13 protein-coding genes and 1 pseudogene are annotated in these 15,391 nt (G+C 62.1%); 5 read left to right on the top strand and 9 right to left on the bottom strand.

The annotated features are described in order from the left end of the window. Nucleotides 1–176: 176 nt before the first annotated feature. Both AC1DPX_RS25215 and AC1DPX_RS25210 read right to left on the bottom strand, forming a co-directional pair. Nucleotides 177–1,607 (bottom strand): cryptochrome/photolyase family protein, encoded by a 1,431-nt coding sequence (locus AC1DPX_RS25215; RefSeq protein WP_477240025.1) that lies wholly within the window; start codon nt 1,605–1,607, stop codon nt 177–179. A gap of 151 nt (nt 1,608–1,758) precedes the next feature. Continuing rightward, nucleotides 1,759–4,197, bottom strand: a complete 2,439-nt coding sequence (locus AC1DPX_RS25210) for a GcvT family protein (protein ID WP_477240024.1) — start codon at nt 4,195–4,197, stop codon at nt 1,759–1,761. A gap of 555 nt (nt 4,198–4,752) precedes the next feature. Between AC1DPX_RS25210 and AC1DPX_RS25205 the strand changes: the two genes are divergently transcribed. Next, nucleotides 4,753–7,716, top strand: coding sequence for a patatin-like phospholipase family protein (locus AC1DPX_RS25205; protein WP_477240023.1), 2,964 nt, complete (start codon nt 4,753–4,755; stop codon nt 7,714–7,716). Nucleotides 7,717–7,745: 29 nt separating this feature from the next. On the opposite strand, the pseudogene AC1DPX_RS25200 reads toward AC1DPX_RS25205, so the two are convergent. Together AC1DPX_RS25200 and AC1DPX_RS25195 are read right to left on the bottom strand one after the other, a co-directional pair. Then, nucleotides 7,746–7,862, bottom strand: a pseudogene (locus AC1DPX_RS25200) (HlyU family transcriptional regulator); the annotation flags it as partial. Beyond that, complete coding sequence (locus tag AC1DPX_RS25195) at nt 7,838–8,755, bottom strand: LysR family transcriptional regulator (RefSeq protein ID WP_274609332.1); 918 nt, start codon at nt 8,753–8,755, stop codon at nt 7,838–7,840. The pseudogene AC1DPX_RS25200 and the gene AC1DPX_RS25195, both read right to left, overlap by 25 nt. A 119-nt stretch (nt 8,756–8,874) precedes the next feature. Here AC1DPX_RS25195 and AC1DPX_RS25190 point away from each other — a divergent pair, with 119 nt between their 5' ends. Continuing rightward, nucleotides 8,875–10,038, top strand: a complete 1,164-nt coding sequence (locus AC1DPX_RS25190) for a serine hydrolase domain-containing protein (protein WP_477240022.1) — start codon at nt 8,875–8,877, stop codon at nt 10,036–10,038. A 3-nt stretch (nt 10,039–10,041) separates the two neighbouring features. After that, nucleotides 10,042–10,833, top strand: coding sequence for an SDR family NAD(P)-dependent oxidoreductase (locus AC1DPX_RS25185; RefSeq protein WP_477240021.1), 792 nt, complete (start codon nt 10,042–10,044; stop codon nt 10,831–10,833). Nucleotides 10,834–10,877: 44 nt separating this feature from the next. Here the strand turns inward: AC1DPX_RS25185 and AC1DPX_RS25180 are convergent, their stop codons facing one another. Together AC1DPX_RS25180 and AC1DPX_RS25175 are read right to left on the bottom strand one after the other, a co-directional pair. Further along, entirely contained in the window at nt 10,878–11,168 is a 291-nt protein-coding gene (locus AC1DPX_RS25180) for an HlyU family transcriptional regulator (protein ID WP_202358373.1), read from the bottom strand. 47 nt (nt 11,169–11,215) lie between these two features. Then, nucleotides 11,216–11,857 carry a TetR/AcrR family transcriptional regulator gene (locus AC1DPX_RS25175; RefSeq protein ID WP_202358372.1) on the bottom strand — a complete coding sequence of 214 codons (642 nt, stop codon included), beginning with the start codon at nt 11,855–11,857 and terminating at the stop codon, nt 11,216–11,218. A gap of 173 nt (nt 11,858–12,030) precedes the next feature. On the opposite strand from AC1DPX_RS25175, the gene AC1DPX_RS25170 reads away from it, so the two are divergent. Together AC1DPX_RS25170 and AC1DPX_RS25165 are read left to right on the top strand one after the other, a co-directional pair. Beyond that, a complete protein-coding gene (locus tag AC1DPX_RS25170) occupies nt 12,031–12,708 on the top strand; it encodes a PspA/IM30 family protein (protein ID WP_202358371.1) in 678 nt (225 codons plus the stop codon). Between the two features lie 61 nt (nt 12,709–12,769). Beyond that, complete coding sequence (locus AC1DPX_RS25165; RefSeq protein WP_019860476.1) at nt 12,770–13,030, top strand: YiaA/YiaB family inner membrane protein; 261 nt, start codon at nt 12,770–12,772, stop codon at nt 13,028–13,030. A gap of 70 nt (nt 13,031–13,100) precedes the next feature. Here AC1DPX_RS25165 and AC1DPX_RS25160 read toward each other — a convergent pair whose 3' ends face one another. The 3 genes from AC1DPX_RS25160 to AC1DPX_RS25150 all read right to left on the bottom strand — a co-directional run bounded on the left by AC1DPX_RS25160 (nt 13,101) and on the right by AC1DPX_RS25150 (nt 15,388). After that, nucleotides 13,101–13,775 carry a PadR family transcriptional regulator gene (locus AC1DPX_RS25160; protein WP_202358370.1) on the bottom strand — a complete coding sequence of 225 codons (675 nt, stop codon included), beginning with the start codon at nt 13,773–13,775 and terminating at the stop codon, nt 13,101–13,103. 148 nt (nt 13,776–13,923) lie between these two features. Continuing rightward, nucleotides 13,924–14,316, bottom strand: a complete 393-nt coding sequence (locus tag AC1DPX_RS25155; protein ID WP_477240020.1) for a thiol-disulfide oxidoreductase DCC family protein — start codon at nt 14,314–14,316, stop codon at nt 13,924–13,926. A gap of 13 nt (nt 14,317–14,329) precedes the next feature. Continuing rightward, a complete protein-coding gene (locus AC1DPX_RS25150) occupies nt 14,330–15,388 on the bottom strand; it encodes a DMT family transporter (RefSeq protein ID WP_202358368.1) in 1,059 nt (352 codons plus the stop codon). Nucleotides 15,389–15,391 lie beyond the last annotated feature (3 nt).

The raw sequence follows: 15,391 nt of genomic DNA, 5'->3' as shown, positions 1-15,391 counted from the left end.
TTCCAGGAAAAGTGTGAGCGGTTTTCCGTCAGGAGTTGCGTCAGAACAAAGAGTTAGAGCGGTTCGCGTTTCCATGAAACGGTGAAACGCTTTAGGGAGCGCTACCCATTTCCCGCTCTGCTGGACTTGCCGCGACCTATTCCTCGCCTCGAATAATGGACGGTCCGCGACCGATCCTAATTGCTTCGTGTGTCGCGATAGGCGGCCAGCGCGCGCTCCCTGGCGTCTGAATGGTTCACAATCGGCGAAGGGTAATTCTCGCCGATGGTGATGCCGCACTCCTTCAGAACCGAAGCCGGAGCTTCCCATGGTCGGTGCACATAGCGGTCGGGCAGCTTTGCCAGTTCCGGCACATAGCGCCGGACGTAACCGCCATCCGCATCGAATTTCTCACCCTGAAGTATCGGATTGAAAATTCGGAAATAAGGCGCGGCGTCGGCGCCTGATCCGGCCACCCACTGCCAGCTCGCAGGGTTGTTGGCAGAGTCGGCATCCACCAATGTATCCCAGAACCATTCCTCGCCATCACGCCAGTCGATGAGAAGGTCCTTGATAAGGAACGACGCCGCGATCATGCGGACGCGATTGTGCATCCAGCCGGTCTGCCAGAGTTCACGCATTCCGGCGTCCACTATGGGATAGCCGGTCCGTCCGGACTGCCACGCCCTGAGAGCCGCCGGCGCGCTTCTCCATTCGAATGCATCGAATTCAGGGCGAAAATTTTCGATATGCAGCTTTGGCCGATTGAAAAGCAGATGATATGAGAACTCGCGCCAGGCGAGTTCCTTACGGAAGGTCTGTACGCCTTCACCGCGCCTGCGCCGCAAGGCCGCCATTATCTGGAACGGTGTGATTTCGCCGTGCGCGAGATGCGGTGACAACCCCGAGGTCCCTTGGACGCCGGGCACGTTCCGACTATCGGTATAATTGCCGAGCCGATCTTCGAGAAAAGTCGCCAACCTGTCTGACGCGCCTTGTTCACCGGGCTGCCAGCGTTCGGCAAGGCCGGACGACCAATCGGGGCTTTTGGGTAGAAGCTTGAACTCGTCGAGCTTGCTTGAGCGCAGCTCGCCCTGCCACGCGACAATCGAGGTCGGCGCGTCAAACGGATCTCGAAATTCGTCTTCCGCAAGCCGGTTGTAGAAGGGCGTGAACACTTTGTAGAAGTCGCCGGATCGCGTCATGAGCCGAGACGGCTCGTGCAGCAGGAAGCCGTCGAAACTTTCTGCCTGAAACCCCTCCGCGCGCAACTCGGACTTCAGCGCCGTGTCGGCGGTGATGCTCACGGGAGTATATCGCCGGTTCCAGAAGACGGCGTCAGCACCCGTAGTCCTTGCTGTCTCTGCGACGATTTCTTTCGTTGCCCCCTGCCGCAAGGCAAGCTGCACTCCCAGTAGCCCGAGCGAATTTCCCAGCGCTGAAAGCGAATGGTGAAGCCACCAGCGGCTGGCGGCGCCTGCGGGACGCGCATCCTGTTGCTCTTCGTCAAAAATGAACAGCGGCACGACGGGTTTGCCCGTGGCGCTCGCAGCCGCGAGCGCACCGTTATCCGAGACCCGCAGGTCGTTTCGGAAGAGGACGATGATTGGCGCCGAGGTAATGGTCATTGGGATCCGTTGCTACTGAGAACTCAAATCATATCCCAGCGATTGATTTTGCCCACAAGTTACACGAGAGCCCACGGCGCCCGATGGCGACAATGCCTGTTCGGAGAGGGCAGCAGCATCGGGAACAGCAACACCTGATATCAGATCCGCCTTACATCCGCGCCCTGGCCGAGTTGGGGTCATATGGCGAATCCGCGATGACTTCAGCGGTCTTCCATTCGCCCAGTATGGCGACGTCGAGCTTGGTGCCGGGCGTGCCGAGACCTTCGGGCAGCAGCGCCAGCGCCACATCATGCCCGAGCGTGTAGCCATAGCCGCCCGACGTGATGCGCCCGACCAGCTTGCCGTCGATGTACAGACCTTCGGAAGCGAGCGTGCTGGCGCCGTCGGTCTCTATTTTGAGCGTCACCGAGCGGCGCTGGTCATTCCTCGCTCTGTACTTCAGGACCGCGTCTCGGCCGATGAAATCGCCCTTGTCGAGGCGGATGAAGCGTTCGAGCCCGCTCTCCAGCGCGTTGAGCTCCGGATTCATGTCTCGATACATGGCGCGGTAGGATTTTTCGAGCCGCAGCGATTCCAGCGCGTGCAGCCCGACAAGCCGCATGCCGTGTTTCTCGCCTTCCCCGAGGATCGCGTCGAGCAATTGCCGCTGATAGGCCATGGGATGATAGAGTTCCCAGCCGAGCTCGCCTTCGTAGTTGACGCGCAGCAGCCGCACGTCGCTGGCAAGCGCCACGCTGCCGGTCTTAACACCGAACCAGGGAAAGGCGGCGTTCGACAGGTCGATCTCGGTCAGCGGTTGCAGCGCCTCGCGCGCCTTCGGCCCGACGACCGTGAAGCAGCCGCGTTCGCTGGTGACATTCCTCAGGCTGACGCTGCCGTCGGCCGGTAACAGCCTTGAGAGATCGTCGAAATTCCAGCGTTCGGCGCGCGGCGTCGAAATCAGATAGAAGCTGTCTTCGCCAAGCCGCGCCACCATATACTCTGCCTGCACGCCGCCGGCTGCGGTGAGGTGATGCGCCAGCACGGCGCGGCCGGTCGCCGGCAGTCGGTTGGCGAGGATCCTGTCGAGCCAGGCGGCCGCGCCCGGCCCCGACACCTCGAACTTGGTCATCGGCGTCATCTCGACCAGGCCGACGGCGTTGCGCACGGCCTGCACCTCCTCACCGACGAAGACGCCCTTGGCGGTCCAGCGCCAGCTGTACTGGTCCTTGGCCTCGACGCCCTTGGGCGCGAACCAGTTGGGCATCTCCCAGCCGTTGAGCACGCCCCAGACCGCTCCCAGTTCGGTCAACCGCGCATAGGATGGCGCTGTCTTCTGCGGCCGGGCGGCGGGCATGTCCTGTCCCGGATACTTCTGCTCCGCATGCGTGCCCCAGGCCTCGCGGACTTTCTCACGCGTCCAGGCCTTGTTGGCGTAGTCGCCGAAGCGGCGTGGGTCGAGATCGGAGGTGTCGAGGCTGTTGCCGCCTTCGACGATCCGCTCCGAGAGATAATAGCCGATCGTGCCGCCCCACAATATGCCGCCCGGCACGCCCTCGGCCAACCACACATTGGGCAGGCCCCAGGCCGGTCCCATCAGCGGAAGCTCGTCCGCCGTCATCTGAAAGGGACCGCGGACATTGGCCTTGATGCCGGCACGTCCCAGCGCCGGCACGAGCTGCGTCGCCTGCTCCCAGTTCCACGACACCGCCTCGAAATCCTCCTCCACGAGATCGGCGCCGAACCAGGCGGGCACACCGTCCTCTGCGAACAGTTTGAGGTGTTCGGTGCGCTCGTAGGGCCCGAACATGAAGCCGTCGCCTTCCTCGCGCAGATAGCCTTCAAAACCCTCGTCGCGCAGGATCGGCATTTCCGGCCGTCCAGCACGCTTGCGCTCGACGATCTCCGGCACCGGCTCGGTGATCCAGTACTGGTGCAGGATCGGGATGGCGGGGATGTCGAGGCCGAGCAGCGCGCCGGTCTGGCGCGCGTAATTGCCGGTGGCGCAGACCACGTGCTCGCAGATGATGTCGCCCTTGTTGGTCGCCACCCGCCATTCGCCGTTGGCGGTGCGCTGAAAGCCGGTGACCTCGGTGTTGAGATAGATCTTGGCGCCCAGATCCCGCGCGCCCTTGGCCATGGCATGGGTCACGTCGGCCGGCGCGATATGGCCGTCATCGGGATGATAGAGCGCGCCCAGCATGTGCTTGTTGTCGAGAAGCGGGCAGAGCGCCCTCGCCTCCGTCGGCGACAGCAAATGCGCCCGCATGCCCTGAACGTCGGCCACGCTCATATAGCTCTTGTATTCGTCGAGCCGGTCGCGGCTGTTGGCAATGCGCAACTGGCCGCATTTGTGCCAGCCGACCGGCTGCCCGGTCTCGGCCTCCAGCCCTTCATAGATCTCGATGGTCTTGTTGATCATCCGGCCGATATTGATGTTGCGGGCATAGGACGGGACGAGGCCGGCCGCATGCCAGGTCGAGCCGGCGGTCAGCTGGGTGCGTTCGAGCAGTGCCACGTCGGTCCAGCCACGCTTGGCCAGGCCGTACAGGATGCCCGCGCCGACACACCCGCCCCCGACAACCACCACCCGCGCAAATGTCTGCATCGACCCACCAAATCCCACGCATTTCCCAATGTGCCACCGAAGCTACAGATGGCGGAAGTCGGTGTAACGTCTTCAAAAATGAGGGATGACGATAAATTGGGCTTATGCAGCGCAGTCTACGGAACCATGAGGCTCGCAGAGCTCAGCGCAGCGTCGCCGGCATAGTCTTCGAGTTCTTCAGTGGCCGCGGGTTGCTTCGGTGGCCCAAAGAACCGATGACGGCCTGTTTTGAGACTTTCGCGCGTGAAAAGCGGGCTTTCGCCATGATGGCCCAGCCACCAGTGGCTGAATTTCGAATATCTTGTGAATACCCATACGGCCGGGTCGTAAAATCATCGCAAAGAGCTGATCCAAAATCTTATCGAAACTCCGAAGGTTCGAGTGATCACAGCTATTTATTATTCCCCGCTCAATTCATGATTTCACTACGACTTTCGCTGGAGCCGATTATTTGCAAACAATAATCGAAATACTGAATATTAATCCAGGCGTTGTCCATAACTATGTTTTATTATATAAGAAAGTAGGCATATGTAATAAGCGATGGGGGCGCTTGTGGCGGGAGTAACTGAACCACCAAAATCGGCATCAAGGTCAGGCTCCGTCAAGTTCGATCGCGTGCTCGCGGACGAGTATCGGGATATCCTTAAACGACGTCCCGGCGCGAAGCCGGACGATCTCTTCGGTGTCGCCTTGTCGGGTGGTGGAATCCGCTCGGCGTCATTTTCCCTCGGCGCATTGCAGGCCCTGCATCTCTACGGCCTGATTCCGAAGATCGACTACCTGTCGACCGTGTCGGGTGGCGGTTACATCGGGACAAGCCTGGTCGCGGCGTTGACCCGAAGCGCAAAACACCCCCATGGAAAGGTCCCCGAACCATCCGCCGAGGAGCTCGAGTTCCCCTTTGCCGATGATGAAGAGAACGGCAGCGACTCCAGGGAAGTCAAGCATCTACGGGACAACAGCAAGTTCCTGGCGCCCAACGGCCTGAAAGATATCGGCCTGTCGCTTGCAATCATGTTGCGTGGCCTGATGGTGAACTTCCTGCTGCTGCTCACAGCGATGTTGCCCTTGGCCACTTTGCTTATCCTGGCCAACCCGACCACGGAGCATCTCAAGCACAGTCTGATTTCGGACCTGCTGCCTTTCCTCGCTTGCCCGAGCGACCAATGGTTCTGGTGCTACAGCTTGAACAAGTATGGCGGCTGGCAATGGCTGTATCCCTACATCAGCAATCCATGGATCATGAGCAAGGTCTTTGCCGGAGCCCTTGGGTGTTGGCTCATAGGCTGGGCGTTGTCGCGCTCGATCGTCGACTTTGTCGGCGGCGCCAAGGCACGAGACCTCGTCGAACCTTCATCTCGGGGTGCTGCGATGGGCAGATGGTTGCTCGTGCTGCTCTGCGTGTCGGTGTTCGTCGAACTGCAGCCTTATGTGATCAATTTCGCGATCTGGCTCCAGACGGCCTCGGATGTCGGCTTCACGCTGAAGGCGCTGGCTACCAGCGCCGCTGCCTTGATCGCTTCGACGGCGGCCTTCCGCGGCATCCTGGTCGGCTGGATCGAACGGGCGCTTAACTCCCAAAAGACAAGCGTGTGGCTTCAAGGGCTGCTGGCGCAATCCGCCTTCTATGCCGTGGGCCTGGCGCTGCCACTGCTGCTCTACGGCCTGTTCATCATGCTTGTCGCCTGGGGAATAAAAGTTCAGCCGCCATTGGGCTCTGAGCCATCCCTGCTTGTCGGGCTGCTCGCCCATCTTGCCCAACTATTCCCGGTTTTGCAGAACGTCATGGCTTCATTGGGCATCTCCTTCGAACCACCGGGCCGGGTCATTGTGGGGTATGCGCTTGGTCCGCGCTGGTTGACCGGCGACAACTATTTCTGGTGGTTCATCCTTGGCACAGCCGGGCTGATGGTCAGCTCGTGGTTCGTCACCTATAGGCCGGGCAAAGCCGGCACAGATCTGACCTGGAGGGAACGACTTACTTTCCTTGCGGACCGGTTGCGCTCTCCCCCAATAATGCCCAGCATCGCTTTTTATATCGTGGCCGCACTGTTTATTGCCGCCCTGGCAGCGGCAGCGGTTCGTCAGTCGAACGCCAACGATCAATGGTCGGTGCTGTTCAACTATGTGGGGCTGACGCTTTCGGTCTGGCTTGCCGCACTGTTCTTTACGGAAAATTCAAACGGCCTGCATCGCCTCTATCGAGACCGGCTCCAGGCGGCTTTTGACTTGAACAACACCAAGCAGAAAGCCATGAAATTGCATGAGATCAGCAGGATGGCGCCTTACTTACTGGTGAACGGAACTCTTAACGTCAAACGGTCGAAGCGGGGCACTCCAAAGGCCGCCGAGTTTGACCCTGCAAAGCGAGGCAGGGACGCCGAGTTTTTTGTATTCTCGAAGAATTATGTCGGCAGCGATGCGACCGGCTATGCGCCTTCAAAACGCTTGGCGGAGTGCGAAAATCAGCTGGATCTGGCGACGGCGGCAGCGATATCTGGTGCTGCCGTATCATCGAGCATGGGTCGTATAAATATCGGACTGCTCGGCCCGACCTTGGCAATGTTGAACCTGCGAATGGGATTTTGGCTCGCCAATCCGCAGAAGCTGCTCTACTGGGAGCATTTTCGCAGAGGCATCGACGTCTATAGCCAACAGGTTGCCGCGGAGAAAGCCGAACGGAAGGCCAAGACCATTGTGCCAGAAACAGCCGCGAAGAAGACCGAGCAGCGTGGCTGGGAAGAATATATGCGCCTCTATTTGTTCCAGGAGGCCTTCGGAATCTTGAGGTCGGACAGTTCGCGCATCTACATCACCGATGGCGGGCATCTGGACAATCTCGGCCTCTATCAATTGCTGAAGCGCAAATGCAAACTGATCATCGTCATCGATGGCGAAGCGGATCCGGGGATGAACTTCGGCGCGTTCTGCGATGTGCAGCGGTTTATCCGGATCGATCAAGGAACCCGCATCGAACTGGATTGGCAGCCGATCCGCGAAACCGTCATCCAACGGCAGGCGGACAGACAGAAGAGACAGCCACTCGAAAACCTGGCTCATTTGCGCCATTTCGCAATCGGACGCATAGCCTATGCCGGCAAGGCGGGTCAGGAGGAAGAGGGGCTGCTGCTCTATATCAAGGCTGCGGTGACCGGCGATGAGCCCGATTATGTGCTCGACTATGAGCGCCGCAATCCGTTGTTTCCGCACGAATCGACGGGCCATCAATTCTTTTCCGAGGAGCAGATGGAGTCGTATCGGGCTCTCGGGTTCCATTCCGTGAAGCGCGCCTTCGACGGCCTCGACATCAAGGACAAAAGCGAAGCCTACAAGATGCAACAAGAGCGTGTCGGCGAGTTCCGGCACGACCTGGCGGTAAAGAACTACATCGACGACTGGCGGAAAAACGCCCGAAGCGAATCGGTTGAACGCAAGAAATCCGCAGCCAAGAACGGTGCCCAACAGGTTGGCAAGAGCAAGGCGCGGGCATCATTTCCGGTGGAACAGTCCGACTAGGCAGCCCATGTCGTCCTCGCCACCACGCCGCGGACGAATTTGTGCTCCTTGACTAGGCCGTCGACGTCCTTGGAGACGATGCCGCAGGCCTGGCCATCGCTCTTGCAAGGCATGGCGCTGATCAGGAAACCCTTGTGCTCGACCCTGCACCACCCGTTTTGAACCAGTCGATGAATGCCCGCAGTTTCGCCGGCTGGAGATCACGCGACGGGAAATAGATGTGAAACTGTTGCGGTTCCGGCTCAAAGGCGTCCAGCACGCTGACCAATTCGCCTGATTCTATGGCCGCCTCCTCGGTAACCCGGAAGCGCTGGGCCAATCCCAGTCCGGCCCGCGAAGCCAGCGAGAAATGTCCGTTGTCGTCCAGGATCAGGGCTGCCGGCGGATCCAGTTGGATTGTCTCTTCGCCCCGACGCAGCGTGAGCGGCTCCAGCCGGCCGCTCCCGGGAAAGCGGTAGCGGATGACTGCGTGCCGCGACAGGTCTTCGGGCGTTTGCGGCTCACCGGCCCGAGCCAGATAATCCTTGCTGGCGAGCATGGACCGACGCAGCGGCGGCCCCAGCGGGACGGAGATCATGTCCAGTTCCAGCGTGCCTCTGAAGCGTATGCCCGCATCGAAGCCGCCGCTGACGATGTCGGTCAGGCGGTCGTCCGTCGACAACTCCAGCCGGATTGCCGGATAGCGCCGGACGAACCCGACCAGCGCAGGCAGGATGCAGATCTCGGCTGCAAGCCTCGACAGTGTAATCCTCAGATGTCCGGATGGCTCGCCATCCACCTCCCTGGCCGTTTCGATGGCTCCGGCGAGAAGACCGATCGGTCCTTCGATCGTTTCCAGCAACTGGCGCCCACGCTCCGTAAGCCTGACGTTGCGGCTTGTCCGATCGAACAGACGTATTCCCAGGCGAAGTTCAAGCTGTCGGATCGACTGGGAAACCGCCGAAACCGAGATGCCGAGCCGACCGGAAGCCGCCGTGAACCCGCCGACCCGTGCCACCATGCGGAAGACAGGCAGTCCGGCCAGGATACTGCTTTCCATCGTTAAGTTTCCCTTCATGATGCTTGCAGCAATGTGCCTGTTTTTATTCAGGGTTGTCGAGCCTATTTCTCCGTCCGATACCGAAACGGAGATGAACGATGTCACCAGAAACAAGCTTGATGTCCGCGACACGGGGCATCGCTGCGCCCATCCAGCCCTTTGGCGGAATGACTGGCGCCCTCGATGAAGCCATCGACGGCGCACTATCCGACGCACGCATCGTCGGCTGTGTGCTGCTGGTTTCGGACCACGGCCAGATCGTATTCGAGCGTGCCGCCGGCTTGGCCGATCGTGAAGCCGGCAGGCCGATGAGAGCCGACACGCCGTTCCGCTACTCTTCCGTCACCAAGCCCTTCACAACCATGGCCGCGCTAAAGCTGATCGAGGCCGGGGCACTCTCGACCGAGGATCCAGTGGAAAAATGGCTGCCCGACTTCACCCCCAGAACTTCAGAGGGAACGCCCGGGCGGATAAAGGTGGCGCAGCTGATGTCGCACACCGCGGGGCTCGACTATCGCTTCCAGCAGGACAGGAACGGCGCCTACGCACGGGCCGGCGTCTCCGATGGGCTCGATGACGCGGATATCTCGCTGGCCGAGAATCTCGGCCGCATCGCCTCGGTCCCGCTCAATTGCAAGCCCGGCTCGGCGTGGCGCTACTCAGTCGCCACCGACGTTCTGGGCGGCATCGTCGAAGCCGTCACGGGGAAAACGCTGCCACGGGCAATGGCCGATCTGGTCACGGCTCCACTCAGCCTGACCGCGTCGTTCCATGCCAGGCCCGACGAACTCGCGACGCCCTACCATGACGGCGAGACGGCACCGATACGCATGACTGACGTGACGGAGGTATCGCTGCCCGAATATCTGGGCTCGGCGGTGCGGTTCGATCCGTCACGAATTGGGCGCGGCAGTGCCTTCCCGTCCGGCGGCGCGGGCATGGCGGGAACGGCGCACGACGTGTTGCGGCTGCTCGAGGCATTTCGCGAGGGAGATTTCCTGCCCGCGCCACGCAGGCAGGACGCCAGCCGGATCCGGGTCGGTGTCGAAGCCGAGGCGCAAGGGCCAGGATGGGGCTTTTCCTGGACGGGCGCGGTGCTTGTCGATCCAGCCGCCGCGAGTTCGACGCTCTCCCCTGGCACCGTATCGTGGGGCGGGGTGTACGGGCATTGGTGGTGCATCGACCATCAGCGCGGCCGCGTCGCCGTGCTGCTTACCAACACCGCCTACGAAGGAATGCTCGGGCTTTTGCCCCAGGCAATCGCCAAGGCACTCGGCAGGTGAGACATGACGGCAATCATTGATCTTTCCGACAAGGTTGCGCTCGTCGTCGGCGCCAGCAAGGGCATTGGCGCAGGGACCGCAAAGGCGTTCGCCCGCGCCGGAGCCACGGTCGTGCTCGCGGCGCGGAACCAATCGGCAATCGACGAGGTTGCGCGGCAAATCCAGGAACCAGGAGGCCGGGCTCTTGCCGTCCAGGCCGACGTCACCGATCCAGGCAGCATGGAAACCCTTGTCTCGAGGACGATTGCCGCATTCGGTCGCCTGGATGCAGCGTTCAACAACGCGACCGATGGGCCGAGACCCGCGCCGCTGGCTCAGATCGATCCGGAAGCGTTCGACAGAGGCATCCGCACCAACATTCACGGCACGTTCTACGGCATGAAGTTCCAGATCGCGGCCATGCTGGAAAACGGCGGCGGGACCATCGTCAACATGGCTTCGACGGCCGGGGTCGAGGGGGTCTCGGGGCTTTCCGCCTATGTGGCGGGCAAGGCCGGCATCATTGGATTGAGCCGTGTAGCAGCCCTCGATTTTGCGGACAGGAACATCCGCGTGAATGTCATCGCGCCAGGCCCCATCCTGACCCACCATTTGGAGGCAGCCGGACAGGAAGCGCAGCGCATGGCCGCAGTGGCCGTCCCGATGGGCCGGCTGGGAACTGTCACGGATGTCGCCGACGCCGTACTATGGCTTTCATCGCCATCGTCCGGGTTCATGACCGGAGCGGTCCTGCCCCTGGACGGGGGACAGCTTTCTGGCCGTGTCATCAAATCGAACTTCAGGCGCGACACCTGACGCCGCGCCCATCAGTCTTGCGGTCCTGGATGACGCCGCCTACCCTACCCGAAAATCCGCTCGCCCTGTTCGTCCACGAGCTGGATGCCCTTCTTGATCGAGATGTCGACGGCGTCGTCGAGGCCGGCGAAGCGGTCGGCGCGGATGAATTTGTGTTCCTTCACCACGCCGTCGATCTCCTTGGAGACGATGCCACAGGTCTGGTACTGGCCATCGTTCTTGTAGGGCGTGGCGCTGATCAGGAAACCCTTGTGCTCGACCTGCTTGGCCGGTGCCGCACTTTTGGGCTCGGCCGCTTCACCGCCGCCACCGAAAAGACGTTTCAGAAAAGACATGGCTCAAATCTCCTTGCTCGTCCTGCAAACCGCGATCTGTTCGCGATTCACGACGTTTTCGTCCCAGCATGCGCGAATGTGCCGCCGCGTTCCAGTCCCCTGATGAAGACGGCGACCAGGAGCTCGATCTGCTGGTCGATCTCGTCGGCCTGCCGGCGCACGGACCTGGCCGCATAACCGCTGGTGACGATGCCATGCACGCTTGACCACAATGTGCGCGCCGCGATCCTGCGCGTGTCGTCGTCAAGGTCGAAGTCGCCACCGGCAAGCACACGGGCAATGATCTCGAACAGCTGGTCGAGCCGCGCCTCATAGGCGTCCGGTTCAGACAATGTGGGACGGCTCCTGTTGAAGGCAAGCAGTGCCGGCCAGCTGCCCGGATGCGCCTCGACGAAGCGCACATAGGCGCCGGCCAGCGCCAGCAGGCGCTGGCGCACATCGGTGATGCCGCGCTGGGAAAGATCGGCCATCGCTGCCGCCCCTGCCGCGCCCAGCCGGTCGAGCAGCCGCATGTTGACGGCGCGATGCACCCCGTCGAGATCGGAAAAAAGATTGTAGACCGAGCCGACCGAGATGCCCGCCTGCTCGGCGATGGTCCTGGCCTTCAGATTGTCCATGCCGCCCTCGTTGAGCAGCACCTCGGCGATCGCCAGCACCCGCTCGCCTGTTTCTTCCCTGTCCAGTGCCATGCTTGTCCTTATGGATGCCCGTGCCTTCGGCCCGGGCTGTTCGAAACTTCCCTTCATTTACCATAGCCGGGATTTCGTGAACAGCGTTCAAAAGACTCTTGAACAACGTTCATTTCCTGCTATGTTGACTTCGTGAACATTGTTCACCGAAACAGTTCGAAGGGAGAAGAACCATGCTTAGCCTGATCAGAACACTGCTCGACGGCGCCAGCGCACGGGCCGAGGACGGCCTCAAGGATCGCTTCGCCATCGACCTTCTGGCGCAGCGCATCCGCGACGCCGAGGCCGGTCTTGCCGCCGCCAAGCAGACGCTCGCTTCACTGATTGTCCGCCAGCGCGCCGAGCAGGCCGGCCTCGACCAGCTCGAACGCCGTCACGCGGATCTCGAAAGCCGCACGCTGAGCGCTCTGGCCGCCGGCAACGACGGATTGGCCGAAAGCGGTGCTGCGGCCATCGCCGAACTGGAGAATGAGCGCGAAGTCCGCCGCAGCACGGTGCAAAGCCTCGGCGAAAAGACCTTGCGGATGCGCGTTTCGGTGGAGCGGGCGCATCGCCGCATCATCGACCTCAACCAGGGCATGATCTCGGCCCGCGCCATCGATGCCGAGCGCAAGGCGCAGTCACGCCTTGTCAGGTCGATCGGCCATTCGGCGAGCCTCAACGACGCCGAGGAACTGCTCGCCCGCATCAAGGGCGCCAGCGACCCGTTCGAGGAGGCCGGCATCCTCGACGAGATCGACGGCGAACTGCGTCACGACGCCATCCGCGACCGCCTTGCGGATGCCGGTCACGGCCCCGCGGCCAAGGTGCGCGCCAAGGATGTGCTCGCGCGCCTGAAGACCATCAACTGAAAACCAGACTTTGCAGACCTGACTTCCATCCAATCCATCATCAAACCAACGGAGAACTCCAATGAACGCCAATCAGACCTACATCATGTTCAACACCGCCTCGGTCGGCGCCGCCTACTTCATGCTCGGCCTGTCGCTGTGGCTGGCGCCGGTCGACCTGTCGACCAAGGGCTACTGGGCCATGGGCATCCTGCTCTTGACCGGCAGCCTGGTGAACCTGGTCAAGTACCGCACCGACGAACGCCTGTCGGCCGAGATGACCGCCAAGATCGAAAAGGCCCGCAACGAAAAGCTGATCAGCGAGTATGTCGGCAAGGAATGACGCCGGCCTGCCCTGACGCAAAAAAGCCCGGGTCGCCCCGGGCTTTTTTCATGCGTCTATCGCGCCTGGATCAGCGGTGCGACAGCGCTTCCAGCGCGTCCGCCGCAGCTTCGAGGATGGCGATCGCCTCGGCCTGCTTGTCGGCCGGGGCATCGACGATCTCGCCGAGCGCCGCGCGCAGGCGGTGACGGATGGCGCGGAATTCGTCACGCGTTTCCGAACGCTCGCCACGGCCGCCGCGACCACCACGCCGGTCCTCGCCATCGTCGTTCCAGCCGAACCAGTCGCGCGCCTTGGCCATCTTGCGGCCGAAGCGTTCGAGATGGTCGAGCACGCCGTCGATCATCTCGCGGTTGTCAGCAAGATGCGCCTGCCCCGCCTCGGTGATGGAAAACACCTTCTTGTTGCCGTCGGCGGCGGAAGCGGCATAGCCGGCCTCTTCCAGGAAGGTCAGCGTCGGGTAGACCACGCCCGGGCTCGGGCTGTAGATGCCGCTGGTACGCTCTTCCAGCGCCTTGATGATGTCGTAGCCGTGGCGCGGGGCCTCGGCCAGCAGCGACAGCGTGATCAGCTTGAGGTCGCCGTCGGCCAGCATGCGGCCGGCGCGGAACATGTCGCCCGGGCCGCCGCGTCCGCCGCCGCGTCCGCCATGGCCGAACGGGCCAAAGCCTCCGCCGCCCCTGCCGCCGAATTTGCCGGCCATGTGCATGAACATGCGTTCGCCGAAATGACCATGCTTGTGCATTGATTTCTCCTTGAGTTCTATCTTACGATATATCTTAATTAGGCGCGACCTCTCGCAGAGTCAAGATATATCTTACGATGTATCGGAATGTTGCGCCAGCCGGATCGACCTGCTGGTCCGGGACGTTCCGTTCAACGGGATGAATTCGCTACCAGCGGCCCTTGCGGCGGTTCCAGGCGTAGAGCAGATCGGCGAAGCGATCATAGGCAAGGCGTGTCAGCGGGAAGGCAACCGGATTGCCGAACAGCGTGGCCAGCCAGCCCTCGCCGGGTGTCGCCCGCCATATGGCAATCGCGACATCGGCGCCGACCAGCAGCCGGCCGGCCGCGTCGGTGGCGTGCAGCCGGCGGCGTATATCCTCCAGCGAGGCGCCAAAACGGCCAAGTGCCGCCGGCTCCAGATTGATGTCGCGAAATTCGATCCGCCCGGCCTTGATCGCTTCGATCAGCCGCCGCTTCTGCCGGCTGATGCCGGCATCGCAGACCGGGCAACGCGTGTTGTACCAGACGGTCAGTTCAGGCTTGGGTGTTTGCTTGAGCATGTTCCTGGCATGCTCAGCCGTGGCTATGCCGATGATGCAGGTCCGGATAATGCGGATGCCGGTGGCGCATCGGCGCATGCCGGTGCCAGTGCGAATGCGGCTCGCTCACCGGCCCGTCATGATCGTGCTGGTGGTGCTCGTCATGCACATGGCTGTGCTCATGTTCCAGCGCCTCATGGTCGTGTTCATGGTCATGGCGTTCCGACAGATGCAGCCACAGGCCGACGCCCATCAGCAGTCCCGCGACCGCCAGTTTGAGGGTGACGGCATCGCCCAGCATGACGATGGCCAGCAGCGCGCCGATGAACGGAGCCAGCGAATAATAGGCGCCTGTCCGCGCGGTGCCGAGATGGCGCAGCGCCAGGATGAACATCACCAGGCTGACGCCGATGCCGAGGAAGCCGACCGCGGCCGTGGCCGCGACAATGGGCGTCGCGGGAAACGACGCCCCGGCAGCAAGCGCCAATCCGACATTGGCCGCACCCGCCACCAGGCCTTTCAGCATGGCGATCACCACGGGGTCGGTGGCCGAAATCCTGCGCGTGAAATTGTTGTCCAGCCCCCAGGCCAGGCAAGCCCCGGCCACCAGCAAGGCGCCCGGGTTGAAAGCAACGCCGCCGCCATCCCACGACAACAGGACCGCGCCCGCCAGGATGGCGAAGGCGCCAAAAAGCAGCCGCCGGTCGACATTCTCGCGGTAGACGAGCCAGGCGATCGCCATTGTCGCCAGCCCTTCCAGGTTGAGCAGCAGCGCCGAACTGGATGCCGTGTTGAGGGTGAGGCCGAACATCAACAACACCGGCGCGAGGATGCCCCCCATGCCGATCGCCAGCGCCAGCCAGGGGATATCCCGGGCGGCCAGTTGCGCTTCGCCGGCCGCCGCCTGCTTGCCGCGAAGCAGGCGATACAAAGCAAGGCCGACGCCCGCGCCGAGATAAAGCAATCCGGCCAGCATGAAGGGGTTCACGGCATCGAGCAGCAGCTTGGAAAGCGGCGGCGTCGCGCCGAACAGAGCGGCCGAGCCAAGGGCGAGCGGCACGCCCGGCCAAAGATGCGAATGTGTTTCGGACATCAT

Source organism: Mesorhizobium sp. 01N446, assembly GCF_056399285.1.
This window is presented reverse-complemented; position numbering and strand designations above follow the sequence as displayed.